14 protein-coding genes and 1 tRNA gene are annotated in these 13,668 nt (G+C 71.1%); 8 read left to right on the plus strand and 7 right to left on the minus strand.

Features of this window, described 5'->3' with window-relative positions; translation table 11 throughout:
• Positions 1-62 precede the first annotated feature (62 nt).
• From OG435_RS22590 to OG435_RS22610, 5 genes are all read left to right on the plus strand, one after another.
• Complete coding sequence (locus OG435_RS22590) at positions 63-980, plus strand: bifunctional DNA primase/polymerase (RefSeq protein ID WP_266879136.1); 918 nt, start codon at positions 63-65, stop codon at positions 978-980.
• The gene (locus OG435_RS22595) at positions 977-1,294 is read left to right on the plus strand and encodes a hypothetical protein (RefSeq protein ID WP_266879138.1); all 318 of its coding nucleotides are present in this window, start codon (positions 977-979) and stop codon (positions 1,292-1,294) included. The genes OG435_RS22590 and OG435_RS22595 overlap by 4 nt, the downstream gene beginning before the upstream one ends.
• Positions 1,291-2,733, plus strand: coding sequence for a DNA primase family protein (locus tag OG435_RS22600; protein ID WP_266879140.1), 1,443 nt, complete (start codon positions 1,291-1,293; stop codon positions 2,731-2,733). Before OG435_RS22595 ends, OG435_RS22600 begins: the two co-directional genes overlap by 4 nt.
• Positions 2,734-2,815: 82 nt before the next feature.
• Positions 2,816-3,001 carry a helix-turn-helix transcriptional regulator gene (locus OG435_RS22605; protein WP_266879142.1) on the plus strand — a complete coding sequence of 62 codons (186 nt, stop codon included), beginning with the start codon at positions 2,816-2,818 and terminating at the stop codon, positions 2,999-3,001.
• Between the two features lie 65 nt (positions 3,002-3,066).
• The gene (locus tag OG435_RS22610) at positions 3,067-4,446 is read left to right on the plus strand and encodes a tyrosine-type recombinase/integrase (RefSeq protein ID WP_266879144.1); all 1,380 of its coding nucleotides are present in this window, start codon (positions 3,067-3,069) and stop codon (positions 4,444-4,446) included.
• A gap of 146 nt (positions 4,447-4,592) precedes the next feature.
• Here the strand turns inward: OG435_RS22610 and OG435_RS22615 are convergent.
• The 5 genes from OG435_RS22615 to OG435_RS22635 form a co-directional block, all read right to left on the minus strand.
• Positions 4,593-4,677, minus strand: a tRNA-Ser gene (locus OG435_RS22615).
• 85 nt (positions 4,678-4,762) lie between these two features.
• Entirely contained in the window at positions 4,763-5,821 is a 1,059-nt protein-coding gene (locus tag OG435_RS22620; protein ID WP_266879146.1) for a YeiH family protein, read from the minus strand.
• Positions 5,821-6,375 (minus strand): cysteine dioxygenase family protein, encoded by a 555-nt coding sequence (locus tag OG435_RS22625; protein WP_266879148.1) that lies wholly within the window; start codon positions 6,373-6,375, stop codon positions 5,821-5,823. Before OG435_RS22625 ends, OG435_RS22620 begins: the two co-directional genes overlap by 1 nt.
• Before the next feature lie 109 nt (positions 6,376-6,484).
• The gene (locus OG435_RS22630; RefSeq protein ID WP_266879150.1) at positions 6,485-7,390 is read right to left on the minus strand and encodes a LysR family transcriptional regulator; all 906 of its coding nucleotides are present in this window, start codon (positions 7,388-7,390) and stop codon (positions 6,485-6,487) included.
• Positions 7,391-7,509: 119 nt separating this feature from the next.
• Positions 7,510-9,060, minus strand: a complete 1,551-nt coding sequence (locus tag OG435_RS22635) for a S1C family serine protease (protein WP_266879152.1) — start codon at positions 9,058-9,060, stop codon at positions 7,510-7,512.
• Positions 9,061-9,308: 248 nt separating this feature from the next.
• Here OG435_RS22635 and OG435_RS22640 point away from each other — a divergent pair, with 248 nt between their 5' ends.
• The 3 genes from OG435_RS22640 to OG435_RS22650 all read left to right on the plus strand — a co-directional run bounded on the left by OG435_RS22640 (position 9,309) and on the right by OG435_RS22650 (position 11,914).
• The gene (locus OG435_RS22640) at positions 9,309-10,097 is read left to right on the plus strand and encodes a glycerophosphodiester phosphodiesterase (protein ID WP_266881992.1); all 789 of its coding nucleotides are present in this window, start codon (positions 9,309-9,311) and stop codon (positions 10,095-10,097) included.
• A 180-nt stretch (positions 10,098-10,277) separates the two neighbouring features.
• Complete coding sequence (locus OG435_RS22645) at positions 10,278-10,784, plus strand: ATP-binding protein (protein WP_266881994.1); 507 nt, start codon at positions 10,278-10,280, stop codon at positions 10,782-10,784.
• A 155-nt stretch (positions 10,785-10,939) separates the two neighbouring features.
• Positions 10,940-11,914 carry a DUF5926 family protein gene (locus OG435_RS22650; RefSeq protein ID WP_266879154.1) on the plus strand — a complete coding sequence of 325 codons (975 nt, stop codon included), beginning with the start codon at positions 10,940-10,942 and terminating at the stop codon, positions 11,912-11,914.
• 263 nt (positions 11,915-12,177) lie between these two features.
• Here OG435_RS22650 and OG435_RS22655 read toward each other — a convergent pair whose 3' ends face one another.
• Entirely contained in the window at positions 12,178-12,810 is a 633-nt protein-coding gene (locus OG435_RS22655; protein WP_266879156.1) for a hypothetical protein, read from the minus strand.
• Between the two features lie 150 nt (positions 12,811-12,960).
• Positions 12,961-13,659, minus strand: coding sequence for a bifunctional DNA primase/polymerase (locus OG435_RS22660; protein WP_266879158.1), 699 nt, complete (start codon positions 13,657-13,659; stop codon positions 12,961-12,963).
• Positions 13,660-13,668 lie beyond the last annotated feature (9 nt).

Consider the following 13,668-nt stretch of genomic DNA (forward strand, 5'->3'; position numbering starts at 1 on the left):
CCCCCCTCACGCCAATGGTTGGGGCCGCTCTCGTCCAGAACGCAAGAACTGGAGAGACCAGCATGACCCACCCGATCGACTTCCCGCGAGACCCCGCCCGACCGGCCTTACCCACGCACCTGCGCGCCGCGCTCCAGCTCGCCGAACTCGGCATCCCGGTCCTGCCCCTGCGGGAGGGCAAGCTCCCCTTCGGGAACTGCTGGGACTGCACGAGCAGCGCATGCGGCGACCGACCCCACATGAAAGCCGCCGGCCCCTGCCACTGCCCGGCCCCCTGCCACGGCTGGGCCGCCGCAACCACGGACTACGACCTACTCGCCTCACCGGCATGGGCCTTCGCCTGGAAGCAGGCTGAAGCAATCGCCTACCACCCCGGCGGCGGCAACCTCACCGTCGTCGACCTCGACAACCCCGACGCGGTCACCTGGGCCCGCCGCAACCTCCCCCCGACCAAGGTCGTCCCCACCACCCGGGGCCAACACTGGATCTATCGGGGGGCCATGCAGTCCGCCAACAACGTCCGGCCCGGCATGGACATCAAGTCCCTTATGGCCTACGCCGTGTGGCGCGGCCCTGGCACCGGCCCCATCAACACCCTGCCGGACCTCGTCCGGGCGCTGGTCGTCAGGGAAGAGTCCACCCGGCCCCTTCGCGGGGAGGTGGACTCTTCGTCACCCGCCCGCGCCACCTGGGACCGATCGGTCGCCACCGGCTGCCGACACACCGACACCTTCGTCCAGACCGGCCTCAACCGGGGACTCGCCAGGGTCGCCGCCTGCCACGACGAGGGGGCCGGCAGCGCCGCCTACGGGGTCGCCCGCTTCCTCGCCAACCAGCACATCGCCTGCCCCGGCCCGTGCGGGCTGGAGACCCTTGGGCGCCTGATCATCGACGCGGCCGTTGCCGTCGGCGTGCCCGAGGCGTACGCCGAACGCGCAGTCACGCGTGGCCTTGCCGCTGTGGCGGTGAGGGCGGCGTGACCACCGGCCCCCGCTCCGCCGAACCGACCCCCGCCCCGGACGGCAGTGGTGCGCCGAAGGTCGTCGCCGAAGGCGTCCCTCCTGCTGTTCGCTCTGACCCCGGCTGGGACGACGGGCGCCGCCCCGTCGCCTGGCTCCGCATCACCGCCCCCGGACGCGGCGTGACCCCGTCCGTCCGGTCTTGGTGCGCGTGCGGGCGGGACCTGTTCGCCGCCGGCCAGCGGCGCGCGCTCGCCCTGATCGCCGACCACGAGCAGCACCGCACCGACTGCCCCCACATCACGCCCGCCCAGGAAGGGAGGAAGGCCGCATGAGCCTCGCCGAGGAGCTGCCCGCTCCGTCCAACCCGATGGCCGTCGCACGCAGGATCCTGCCCGGCTGGCAGGACGAACAGGGGCGCCTGCTATGCCGCCGGTGGCGGGGCTCGTGGATGCGCTGGACGGGCACCTGCTGGCGCGAGTTCGAGGAGCAACAGATGCGCGCCACCCTCTACAAGGAGCTGGAGCACGCGACCTACGTCGCCGGCCTCGACAAGGACGGCCTGCCCGAGGTCAAGGACTGGGCGCCCACCCGCACCAAGCTCGGCAACCTCCTGGACGCCCTCTCGGCCATCACCCTGCTGCCCTCCGAGGTCGACGCACCCTCCTGGACCGACCGGGAAGAAGCCGCAGGGGACCGCAGCCCGATCGTGGCGTGCGAGAACGGACTCCTGCGGATCCGTGACCGGGCCCTGCTGCCCCACACCCCCGGATTCTTCAACCTCGTGTCCGTGCCGTTCGCCTACGACGAGAACGCCACGGCCCCGACCTGGCAGAAGTTCCTCAACCAGCTCTGGCCCGACGACCCCAGCGCCATCCAGGCCTTGCAGGAATGGTTCGGCTACGTCCTGTCCGGCCGCACCGACCAGCAGAAAATCCTGCTGATCAAGGGGCCCACCCGGTCCGGGAAGGGCACCATCACCCGGGTCCTGACCGAGTTCGTCGGCAAGAAGAACATCGCCGGTCCGACCCTGGCCAGTCTCGGTACCAACTTCGGACTGTCCTCCCTCGTGGACAAGCCGCTGGCCGTCATCTCCGATGCCCGTCTGACCGGCAACGAGGGCGGTCAGGTGGTGGAGCGGCTCCTCACCATCTCCGGTGAGGACACCATCGACATCGACCGCAAGTACCGCGACCTGTGGACCGGGAAGCTGCCCACCCGGTTGATGATCCTCACCAACGAACTCCCTAGCTTCGGAGACTCCTCCGGCGTGATCGCCCGGCGGTTCATCGTTCTCAACATGACCGTCTCCTGGCTCGGCAAGGAAGACACCACCCTGGATGAGTCCCTCAAGCGCGAGATGCCCGGCATCCTCAACTGGGCCCTCGATGGACTCGCCCGCCTCCAGCAGACCGGCCGGATCACCCAACCCGCCTCCTCTCAAGACGCGGTCATGATCATGCAGGACACCGCATCCCCCACCAGCGCATTCGTACGTGAACGCTGCGCCACGGGGCCCGACTGTGTCGTGCCCGTGGATGCTCTGTGGAGCGTCTGGCGGGAATGGGCCGAGGACAACGGCGTTCGCGCCGGAACGAAGCAGGTCTTCGGTCGCAACCTTCAATCCGTCGTTCCCCAGCTTCGTCGGGAACGGCCTCGCGACGAGTACGGCCGGCAGGTCCCGACGTACAGCGGGATCACGCTCACGCAGTTCGCTCCACAATCCCCTGAGTCGCGACTCAAGCGACTCAACCCCGCTCAGACCGCCCTCTGAGCCGCTCTGAGTCGCTTGAGTCGCGACTCAACGCAATGTGAATCCAACACGCACAGGACCGTCAGACGGCAAGGAGTGGACGATGGCCCGCCCGCAGATACTCAAGCTTGCTGAGGTGCTCGCAGAGATCGACATGAGCCGAGCCGCCTTCTACCGGATGCGCGCCCGGGGCCAGGCCCCCCGGTTGCGGAAGCTCCCCAACGGACAGATCCGCGTTCGGCGCGCGGACCTCGACGACTGGTGGGAGACCTGCGCCAACGCCGCCTAACCCCGCACATGACTACGAAGGGGCCCACACGTCCGTGGGCCCCTTCGGCCATTCAGGAGAGCTGCATGCAGACCTATGACGTGCGCGTCTGGAACATCCGGCGCCGGACCAGCAAAAGCGCACCCTTTCAGCTTCGTTGGACCGTGGACGGCAAGGTCCACCAGGAACCGTTCCTGACCAAAACACTCGCGGACGCTCGCCGGGCCCAGCTCGTGACGGCCGCTGGCCGGGGCGAGGCCTTCGACACTGAGACCGGGCTGCCGATCTCGGAACTGCGCCAACTGAATCGCACGTCCTGGTACACCCATGCGCGGGCGCACGTCGCGATGAAGTGGCCGCAGGCTGCTGCCAAGCATCGCGCGAGCATTGCCGAGAGCCTGAGCATCGCCACGATGGCGCTCTGCCCGAACGGCAGGGGGCGGCCGGACGATGAGCTACTGCGCCGTGCCCTGTACCAGTGGGCGTTCAACGCCGGCCGCCACGGGCAGGACCCCCCGGAGGAGGAGATTCGGGCGCTGACCTGGATCGAGAAAAACTCTCCGGCGATGGTGGACCTCGACAGCGCAAGCAAGATGCGCGCGGTTCTGGATGCCCTGGCGAGGCGGAAGGACGGGAAGTCGGCAGCTCCCAACACCATCCGGCGCCGTCGGGCCGTACTGAGTAACTGCCTCCGCCTGGCCGTCGAGAAAGAACTCCTTCCAAGCAATCCTCTATACCGGGTGCACTGGGAGACCCCGAAGGCCGTCGAGGAACTCGACGAACGAAGCGTCGCCACTCCGGCGCAGGCCATGACGCTGCTGGAGGGCGTTCGCGGGCAGGGGCCTCGGGGTGAGCATCTCGTGGCGTTCTTCGGGTGCATGTACTACGCAGCGATGCGGCCCGAGGAGGTCTCTGTACTCAGCCTTGACCAGTGCACTCTTCCTGAGGACGGGTGGGGTCGAGTGGATCTCTCCGGGGCGCGCCCGCAGGTCGGCGCCGGGTGGACGGACGATGGCAAGCCCTACGAGGAAAGGGGCCTCAAGCACCGCGCCCGGCGGACCGTCCGGCGCGTCCCGATCCCGCCCGTGCTTGTCGCCCTGCTGCGCGAGCACATCGACCGCTTCGGGGCAGACGCGGACGGCCGGCTGTTCAAGGCCGTTCGAGGGGGACCGATCCGGTCCCAGGAGTACGGCGCAGTGTGGAAGGAAGCCCGGCGTCGGGCTCTCACTCCGACACAGGCGGCATCCCCCCTTGCGTTCATCCCGTACGACCTCCGCCACGCCTGCGTGTCCTTCTGGCTGCGTTCCGGGGTCAGCCTGGCCGAGACGGCCCGCAGGGCGGGGCAGAGCATCGCAGTGCTTCAGCGCTACTACGCCAAGGTGCTGGACGGTGAGGAGGAGCGCATGAACGAGCTGATCGACCAGGGGTTCGCGGACCAGGCGAAGAGTGATCGGACTACGTCCTGACGCTGCGGAAACCTGGCCGCAGGTTGGCCGTACGCACTGGTCAACAGTGGGATACGGGTGAGACAGCGTGAGACAGGCCGAACGCGAAAGGGGTGCCCCTCAATGAGGGGCACCCCTTCTGATCAGCGCGTTGTCTGACCTGCATGCGGTGGGTGTGGGATTTGAACCCACGGTGACTCGCGCCACGACGGTTTTCAAGACCGTTCCCTTAGGCCGCTCGGGCAACCCACCTGGCGGGTACAGAGTACCGGGCGGTGGGCGTGGGCGGCGCTGGGGATTCCCGGGTCATCGGCGATCGCCGTGAGGTGCTCCGCGGTCAGGTGGTGAGGAGGACGCCCGCGTACGAGGCTCCGGCCACGACCACCCACGCCGCGAGGCCCAGGAGGGCGGCCCGGCCGCCGGTACGGGACAGGGTGGGCAGGTGGACCGCGCTGCCCAGGCCGAACAGGGCGGCGGCCAGGAGCAGTTCCTGTGCGGTGTGCGCCCCTTCCAGCGCCATGTCGGGCAGTATCCCGGTGGCACGCAGCGCGGCCGCTGCGAGGAACCCGGCCACGAACAGCGGTACCGGAGCCGGGCGGCGGCCCGAGGACGTGCGTGCTCCGCGCCGGCGGGCCCGTACCGAGAAGGCCACCGCCGCGACCAGCGGGGCCAGCAGCGCCACGCGCATCAGCTTGACCAGCACCGCCTCTCCGAGGGCGCCGGGGCCGGCCGTCTGGGCCGTCGCCACCACCTGGCCGACGTCGTGGACGCTCGCGCCCACCCAGCGGCCGAAATCCGGGTCCGAGAGGCCGAGGGGGGACTGGAGGAGCGGGAGTACGGCGATGGCGAGGGTCCCGCACAGGGTGACCAGGGCCACCGAGGAGGCCACGTCCTCCTCGTCACTGCCCGACACCTGACTCACGGCACCGATGGCCGAGGCCCCGCAGATCGAGTACCCGGTGGCGATCAGCAACGGCTGGTCACCGGGGAGTCCGAGCCGCCGGCCGAGCCAGAGGGTGCCGAAGAAGGTCGCCGCCACCACCCCGGCCACCATCGCCACGGTGGCCCAGCCCAGCCGGAGCACCTCATCCAGCCCCAGCGCCAGGCCCAGCAGGACGATGCCGATCCGCATCAGGCGACGCCCGGCCAGGGAGAGTCCCGGGCGCGCAGGGCCGCGTACGAAGCCCCGTAGGCCGGGGAGGTGGGCCGCGGCGATGCCGAGCACCACCGACACCGTCAGCATCGGCGCCCAGGGCACCAGCCGGTGCACCGACCAGGCGACCAGGACTCCGGCCGCCGCGAGGCCCAACCCGGGCCAGGACGACGATGTTTCACGTGAAACATCGACCGGAACCGTTGATCCCGCCCCGCGCACCGGACGGTTCAGGATGGCCATCAGTCGGTCGGGAGGGAGTAGACGCGGCGGACACTGCTGCCCAGGCGTACGACGTCGGCGCCGTAGACGTGGAGGGATATCGCCTTCGTACGACAGGAGTTGCGGACCTTGTGGATGTCGCCGGGCGGGGCGAACCCGCAGACGTCACCGGGGCCGTTGACCACGTGCTCGGTCGCCACCAGCCGGGCCCCGGTGGTGGCCGTGGCGGGGGCGAGGCGGTAGCGGAGCTCGCTCTCCTCGCCCTCGTGGACCCCGGCCACGCACCACGAGACGTGGTCGTGGATGGCGGTCTCCTGGCCCGGCAGCCAGACCAGGGCCACCACGGAGAAGCTGCCGTCCGGCTCCGCGTGCAGCACGTGCTGCCGGTAGCGGTCGGGGTGCCCCTCGCTCTGCCCGGCGGTGAGCAGACCGGGCATTCCCAGGTGCGGGGCGAGGCGTTCACCGACCAGGTAGGCGGTCAGGTCGGGGGCCAGTCCCCGGTCCACGACCATACGGATCTCACTGACGAGGGCGGCCGTCCTCGCGGTCGTGCGGGCCGGCGTGGTGGTGGTCATAGGGGGAGCGTCGGGGAACCCACCCATCACGTCCAACGACAGTTATGAGCTGAAATCCCAAGACCGGCTTATGGGTTGGGGGAGGTGCGGGAGCATCCGGCCGAGCGGTTCAGCAGCCGACGCGGTTCGAGGCGGCCTGCCTCAGCGCCTCCAGCACCACCGCCGTCGCCGGGACCCGCAGATGGTCGCGGTACACGTGTGCGGCGATGTGGCGGCGGGCGGCCGGCTGCAGGGCCCGCCCGCACACCTTGCTCAGCGAGAGCGAGGGCAGCACCAGCGCGGGCATCATGGCCACGCCCAGCCCCTGTGCGACCAGGCTCTGGACGACCAGGTTGTCGTCGGTGGCGAACCGGATGTCGGGGACGAAGCCGAGCCCCGCGCATTCGTGCAGGAGGTTCGCCCGGCAGCGCGGGCAGCCGGCGATCCACCGCTCCTCGGAGAGGTCCGCGAGGTGCACGGCCCGCCGCCGGGCCAGCGGGTGCCCGGTCGGCAGCAGCACCGTCAGCTGATCCTCCATGAGCCTGACCTCGGCGACCTCCTCCGGCACCTCCTCGTGCAGGCCGGGATAGGTGAAGGCCAGGGTGATGTCGCACTCGCCCCGCTCCAGCCTGCGCAAGGAGTCCGGGGGCTCCCCCTCCAGCAGCTCGACCTGGATGCCCGGATGCTCCTTGGCGAGGCTGCTCAGGGCTTCCGGGACCAGGGTGACGTTGGCGCTGGGGAAGCCGCACAGCCTGACGCGGCCGGTGCGCAGCCGGGCGTACGCCTTCAGCTGCGCCTCGGCGGCGGAGAGGCTGCCGAGGATGGTCTCGGCGTGCCGGGCCATGGACTCCCCGGCCTCGGTGAGCTGCATGCGGCGTCCCACGCGGGTGAACAGCGGGGTGCCCACGGCGCGTTCGAGCGCCTTCATCTGCTGGGTGATCGCGGGCTGGGTGTACCCGAGGACCCGGGCGGCGGCCGAGTAGGACCCCGAGGCGACCACCTCGTGGAACGTCCGTATGTGCCGCGAATCGAACACGGTCGAAGCATAAGCGGACGTTGGGAGGGGCCGCAGGCACAATCGCGCCTACGGCCCCTCACCATCAAGCCAGTTGGTCCTGCCGCCCGCCGGGCCGGCCCGTGCGCAGCGGCCGGCCGCTACTTGTCGCCGACCCGCGAGCCGAGCGTGATGTCCACCGTCGTCGGCTTGCCGCCGCGCAGGTAGGTCAGCTTCACCGTGTCGCCCGGCTTGTACGTCCAGATCTCGCTGATCAGGGTCGGGCCGCTGTCGATCGGCTTGCCGCCGAACTCGGTGATGACGTCGCCGGGCTTGAGACCCGCCTTGCCGGCGGGGCCGGCCGGGTCGACCAGGTCGTTGGCCGAGGCGCCCGACTCGGAGATCTTCGCGCCGTCGGTCTTGGCCGCGAGGTCCACGGAGACCGAGATCACCGGGTAGACCGGCTTGCCCGTCTTGATCAGCGATTCGGCGACGTTCTTCGCCTGGTTGACCGGGATGGCGAACCCGAGGCCGATGGAGCCGGCCTGGCCGCCGCCGAAGCCGCCGTTGCCGGCCGACTGGATCGCGGAGTTGATGCCGATGACCGCGCCGCGGCCGTCGAGCAGCGGACCGCCGGAGTTGCCCGGGTTGATCGAGGCGTCCGTCTGGAGGGCGCTCATGTACGAGTTCTTGCCGCCGGAGCCGTCGCCCGAGGCGACCGGGCGGTTCTTGGCACTGACGATTCCGGTGGTGACCGTGTTGGACAGGCCGAACGGAGCACCGATCGCGATGGTCGAGTCGCCGACGGCGACCTTGTCCGAGTCGCCGAGGGGCAGCGGCTTGAGCCCGGACGGCGGGTTCTTCAGCTTGATGACGGCGACGTCGTACCCCTGGGCCCGGCCGACGACCTCGGCCTCGTACTTCTTGCCGTCGGAGAAGGTCGCGCTGAGCTTGCCGCCGTTGGCCGCGGAGGCGACCACGTGGTTGTTCGTGAGGATGTGGCCCTGCTGGTCGTAGACGAACCCGGTGCCGGTGCCGCCCTCGCCGTCGCCGGCGGAGGCCTCGATGGTGACGACGCTGGGCAGCGCGCCCGCGGCCAGGCCCGCGACCGAGGTGGGATCGCGCTTGAGGTCCTTGGGCGTGATGCCCGCGCTGACCGTGGTCGAGCCGGAGCCGTCGGTGCTGCGGTCGGCGGCCCAGTAGCCGACGCCGCCGCCGACGCCGCCCGCGATGAGCGCCGCCGCGAGCACGCCCGCGATCAGGCCGCCCTTGCCCTTCCGCTTGGGCTGCGGGGCTCCGTCGGTGCCCAGGGGCACGCCCCAGCCGCCACCGCCACCGCCGTGGCTGGCCCCGTACGCGGGAGCAGCGGGCGGCGGGGGCGGCCAGCCCTCGGCTCCCATCGCCTGCGGCGCGGGAGCGGGGGCGCCGGCGTAGGCCGGGGTGACGGGCGGGACCGGGTTCTCGGCGTACGCGGGAGCCGGGTACGCGGCCGGGGCCGGGGCCTGGGCCGCCTGGGTCTGCGGGAGCTGCTGGGTCGGCTCGGCGCCGGGCGCGGGCGTCGGCGGCAACTGCTGCGTCACCGGCTCCGCGGGCGTCGGCGCGGCGGGCGCGGCATGCGCGGCCGGCGCGGCGTCGACGGGCGCGGCCACCGGGGGTACGGGCGGAGCCGCGGGGGGTGTCGGGGCCGCGGTGCCCTCGTTCTCGGTGCTCACAGCGCTCTCTCCTCGTCACACACGGCTTCAGAAATACGGGCGATATCGGTCCGACTGAACGTTCGACGTGCCGTACAAGTTCCTGGGCAAAGCCTTTCCCATGCCCCGTCAGAGCACTGTAAGCCGGACCTGTGAGTCTCCCCCATCCTTTATCTCCGACATTTCGGGCGCATCCCCAGAAGCACGCACCGCGCCTTCCAAGACACCGGAGCCCTTCTCGGTGGCACCATGAGCCGGTGACCCACGCAATGCCGCGCACCATCCAGGTCGTCGCCCACCGCGGCGCCTCGGAGGATGCCCCCGAACACACGCTGGCGGCCTACCGCAAGGCCATCGAGGACGGGGCCGACGCCCTCGAATGCGATGTCCGGCTCACGGCCGACGGCCACCTGGTCCTGGTCCACGACCGGCGGGTGAACCGCACCTCCAACGGCCGGGGCGCCGTCTCCGCCCTGGAGCTGGCCGATCTCGCCGCCCTCGATTTCGGCTCGTGGAAGGACCGGGAGGAGTCCCCCGACTGGGACGCGGACCCCGAGCGGACCTCCGTGCTCACCCTGGAGCGGCTGCTGGAGCTGGTCGCGGACGCCGGGCGGCCGGTACAGCTGGCGATCGAGACGAAGCACCCGACCCGCTGGGCCGGACAGGTGGAGGAGCGCCTGCTCTTCCTCCTCAAGCGCTTCGCACTGGACGCCCCGCCCGCCGAGGGGCCGCACCCGGTCCGGGTGATGAGCTTCTCCGCGCGCTCCCTGCACCGGATGCGGGCGGCCGCGCCCACGGTCCCGACCGTGTACCTGATGCAGTTCATCTCGCCCCGGATGCGGGACGGGCGGCTGCCGGCCGGAGTGCGGATCGCCGGGCCGGGCATGCGGATCGTGCGCAACCACCCGGGCTTCATCCGCAAACTTCAGGCCGCGGGGCACTCCGTTCACGTATGGACCGTGAACGATCCGGAAGATGTTCAGCTCTGCGCTGATCTGGGCGTGGAAGCGATCATCACGAACAGACCGCGGCAGGTTTTGTCACAGCTGGGTCGCTGACATCCCCTTTTGCGCATCCGTCCCACGCGAAACACCCGTTACGGGGTGTGCACCGGCGCATCCACTCCGCGTTCGGTCGCCGTGAATGCGTCAGCGGGCGCCGGTCCGACGGTTTCCGGTCCAGGCCATTGGGGCATCCAGACCATGCGTGGGGCTAAGGAGGTTCCGGGGGTGGCGTTGATGGTGGCACAGGAAGTGCCCACGTCGTCGTGCATGGACGTGTCCCATGGTCCTGCGGGCGTGGGCGAGGCGAGGCACAGGATGCGCGAGCAGTTGCGCATCAGCGGGGTGTCCGAATCGATCGTGGATGACGCCGTTCTGATCCTTTCCGAACTGCTCAGCAACGCCTGCCGGCACGGCAGACCGCTGGGCGCACGGGAGATCGGTGACGGCGGCATACGCGCGTCGTGGCGCGTCGACAAGGCGGGGCGGCTGACGGTCGAGGTCACGGACGGCGGCGGGCCCACCCGCCCGGTCCCGGCCAAGCCCTCGGTCACCGCACGGGGCGGGCGGGGGCTGACCATCATCAGCGCCCTGGCCCAGGACTGGGGTGTCCGGGACGGAGCGGCGGGTGAGGTCACCGTCTGGGCGACCGTTGCCTGTGGGGCCCGGCACGAGGATTTCGCTACGCGCGTTGCGCCCCCGGCGATCGATTTCAGTACGGCCTTCGACGTGTCGGATACCTGATCCGACCGGTCCCCGACCGCGGGTGGACGGATGGCGGCCGTCCGGGAGCGCACGCCGACCGTGCTCCCGGCCGCACCCCACCGGTTGTGGCGGTACGAACGGCTAGGCTCGCGCCCAGACCGACGCCGTACCGCCGCAACCGGGAGACACCCACGATGGCCAAGAAGCGCCCCGCCGCGAAGTCCGCAAAGCCGCAGCTCAACAACGGGGAGATCCCGGTGGTGGGCGCCCGCGAGCCCTGCCCCTGCGGATCCGGGCGCCGTTACAAGGCCTGCCACGGCGCGGCCGCCGCGCACGCCGTGACCGAGCACGTGGCCCGCCCGTTCGAGGGCCTGCCCGGCGAGTGCGACTGGGTGGCGCTGCGCGAGCTCGTCCCCGCCGCCACCGTGCCGCTCACCCTCAAGGGCGGACTGCCCGAGGGCGTCCCCTCCGTCACGCTGGTGACGGTGCTCCCGCTGGCCTCGCCGGCGCTGCGCCGCGAGGACGGCTCCGTCCTGCTCGGCCTGCAGAACGACTCGACCAGCGGCGACCTCGCCCGGGACATGGCCGACACCCTGGAGCGCGCGCTCGTGGCCGAGCCCGGCACCGTCGTCGCGGCCCGCCGGGTTCCGGCCGAGGGTCCGCGACTTCAGGATCTCCTGTCCGCGGACGGCGGTTTCGAGCCGGTTGTGCACAGCGGGTTCGAATTCTGGATTCCGGAGGCGGAGAGCGCCCAGAACACCTCCCCGGAGGTCGCCGCCTCCCTGGAGCGCGCCAACGCCGCCGCCATCCCGACCGTCAAGCTGACCGGCGTCGATGCCGCCTACTGGTGCGAGACCCCGGACAAGAACCACCTGCGCTGGGTCATGCCGCACCCCGAGGAGAAGCTGCTCGACGCGCTCGCGCGGCTGTCCGCCGCAGGCACGTCCTCGCTCGGCGAGGGCACCAAGCTGGTCGGTTCCTTCCGCGCCCACGGTCTGATGGTCCCCGTCTGGGACCTGCCGACCGGAGTCTCGGCCGAGGACGTGGAGAAGCCCGCGGCCGAGCTCGCGGAGCGGCTCGCCACGGCCCTCGCCACCGACGCTCCGCTGACCACGGAGGAGCGCCGGGCACGCGGCGGCCTCACCAACCGCCAGGTCACGCTCAGCTGACCGGGTGGCCGGCCCGTTCGCGGGCCGGCCACACGCGTCGCGGGAGGCCCCTCCCGAGGAGCGGGGGGAAGGGCCGGGCAGAGGTCACCGACGACCTGCCACCGGTGACCGGAGTCACAACTCCCGCTAATCGCCTGCAAATCGGTGTCCGAATATCAGAGATCGAATTTGCGAACAGGCGATCTCTTGTTACCGTTCTTGTAGCCCGGTCGCTGGTGCATCCCCCGTCGCCAGCGACCGGGCCCTTGATTTTCCGGTGACGCTCAACCGTCACCCAGTACCGGTGAGTTGCTCCCGGACCGCAGGAGCAGGGCTCCTTCATCATCCGGAACTGCAAACTCCGCTACGGCCGAGTAGTCCGCCGGAACTCCGGCCGACTCCTCCCTCGGCGTCTCGCACAGCCCCGGTTCGTCGCCCGCGCCGACCGCACAGCGGATCTGCACCGTCCGCCCCGCCGGACCCATCACCGTGAGCACCGCGTCGAGCGCGCGGCCGCTGGTGTTCCGGTAGTAGCTGCGCCCCCACGTCCGGCCCTCGCCCGACAGGACGCACGTCTGCGCCTCCACCCCCTGCGGGGAGGACAGTTCGGGTCCGCAGCGGGCGTCCGTACGCGGCTGCTCGGCCGGGCCCGGGCGGGCCGGCGCCGCGGCGGGTGCCGGCGTACGGGACCGGCCCGGCGCGGAACTCGCTCCCGAACCGCGCGAATCGGCGGAGTCCCCGGACGCGGATCTGCCCGGAGCATCCCCGGACGCGTGCCCGAGGCCGAAGGTGGAGAGCAAGCCGCCACCCTTTCCATCGCTCTGACCGGCGAAATCCGGCCCGGCGATCGCTCCCGCCAGCGGGAGCGACAAGATGATCAACACACCGGCGCCGATACCGATCAGGCGGAGATTCATTCGCCGAAGATAGCGATGCGGGAATGGGGCACGGAGATCCCCGCGCCCAATTCCCTTGGAAACTCGTCTCGCTGACACCCGTACGAGTGATCTGCCAGTACGCGCACCCCAGTACGCGCACCCCAGCACACGAACCTCAGCACACGAACCTCAGTACGCGAGCCGGCTCCCGCCGCCCGGCGCTCCGCTGCTCGCCTCCACCAGCGCGTCCACGACCGCCTCCACCTCCGGCAGCCAGATCTCCCCTGATCCCTCCGGCTCGCGCTCCCACCGGACCTGGCCTCCGCCGATCGCGGGGGAGGGCGGGAGCAGCAAGTAGCCGCCCTCGCCGTGGAAACGCAGCGAGGAGGGCACGTGGTCCTTCGCATAGAGGATCTCGCCGAGCCGCTCCAGCGAGTACGGCGCCACGAGCAGCGACCACCGCGTGGGCGTGGCCACGACCGGCCCGAGCCGCATCCCCTCGGCGTCCAGTCGTACGACGGCACGCGCGGCCGCCGCGGCGGGCAGGCTCACCGCGCAGGGCGCGCTCCCGCCGGTGGCCAGCAGGATCGGGGCGCACGCCCGGTTGGCCCACCACCAGGACACCATTCGGGGGTCGGTGGTGGCCGCGAGCAGCCCGGGATCGAAGGGGTGTGCGCCGGGTACGACGCAGTCGGGGTCGGGGCAGGCGCACCGCGAGCTGTCGACGCCGGAGCGTCCGACGCCCGGCAGCACGGGCCAGTTCCAGGTGGTGGCGCAGGTCAGCGCCGCTTCGAGGAGAGCCGGCGCATCACCCTGCGGCGGGGCGGGGCGCAGGGATTGCAAGCGATTGCGGAGCCGCTGGAGACGCCTTCCGAGGATCTCGCGCATGAGCGCTCG

The organism is Streptomyces sp. NBC_01264 (assembly GCF_026340675.1).
Classification (GTDB): Bacteria; Actinomycetota; Actinomycetes; order Streptomycetales; family Streptomycetaceae; genus Streptomyces.

Bases quoted from the DNA above. Each gene is read 5' to 3' on its own strand.
- OG435_RS22590 (WP_266879136.1), top strand. From the start codon at position 63: ATGACCCACCCGATCGACTTCCCGCGAGACCCCGCCCGACCGGCCTTA.
- OG435_RS22600 (WP_266879140.1), top strand. From the start codon at position 1,291: ATGAGCCTCGCCGAGGAGCTGCCCGCTCCGTCCAACCCGATGGCCGTC.
- OG435_RS22605 (WP_266879142.1), top strand. From the start codon at position 2,816: ATGGCCCGCCCGCAGATACTCAAGCTTGCTGAGGTGCTCGCAGAGATC.
- OG435_RS22610 (WP_266879144.1), top strand. From the start codon at position 3,067: ATGCAGACCTATGACGTGCGCGTCTGGAACATCCGGCGCCGGACCAGC.
- OG435_RS22620 (WP_266879146.1), bottom strand. From the start codon at position 5,821: ATGGCCATCCTGAACCGTCCGGTGCGCGGGGCGGGATCAACGGTTCCG.
- OG435_RS22625 (WP_266879148.1), bottom strand. From the start codon at position 6,375: ATGACCACCACCACGCCGGCCCGCACGACCGCGAGGACGGCCGCCCTC.
- OG435_RS22640 (WP_266881992.1), top strand. From the start codon at position 9,309: ATGCCGCGCACCATCCAGGTCGTCGCCCACCGCGGCGCCTCGGAGGAT.
- OG435_RS22645 (WP_266881994.1), top strand. From the start codon at position 10,278: ATGGTGGCACAGGAAGTGCCCACGTCGTCGTGCATGGACGTGTCCCAT.
- OG435_RS22650 (WP_266879154.1), top strand. From the start codon at position 10,940: ATGGCCAAGAAGCGCCCCGCCGCGAAGTCCGCAAAGCCGCAGCTCAAC.
- OG435_RS22655 (WP_266879156.1), bottom strand. From the start codon at position 12,810: ATGAATCTCCGCCTGATCGGTATCGGCGCCGGTGTGTTGATCATCTTG.
- OG435_RS22660 (WP_266879158.1), bottom strand. From the start codon at position 13,659: ATGCGCGAGATCCTCGGAAGGCGTCTCCAGCGGCTCCGCAATCGCTTG.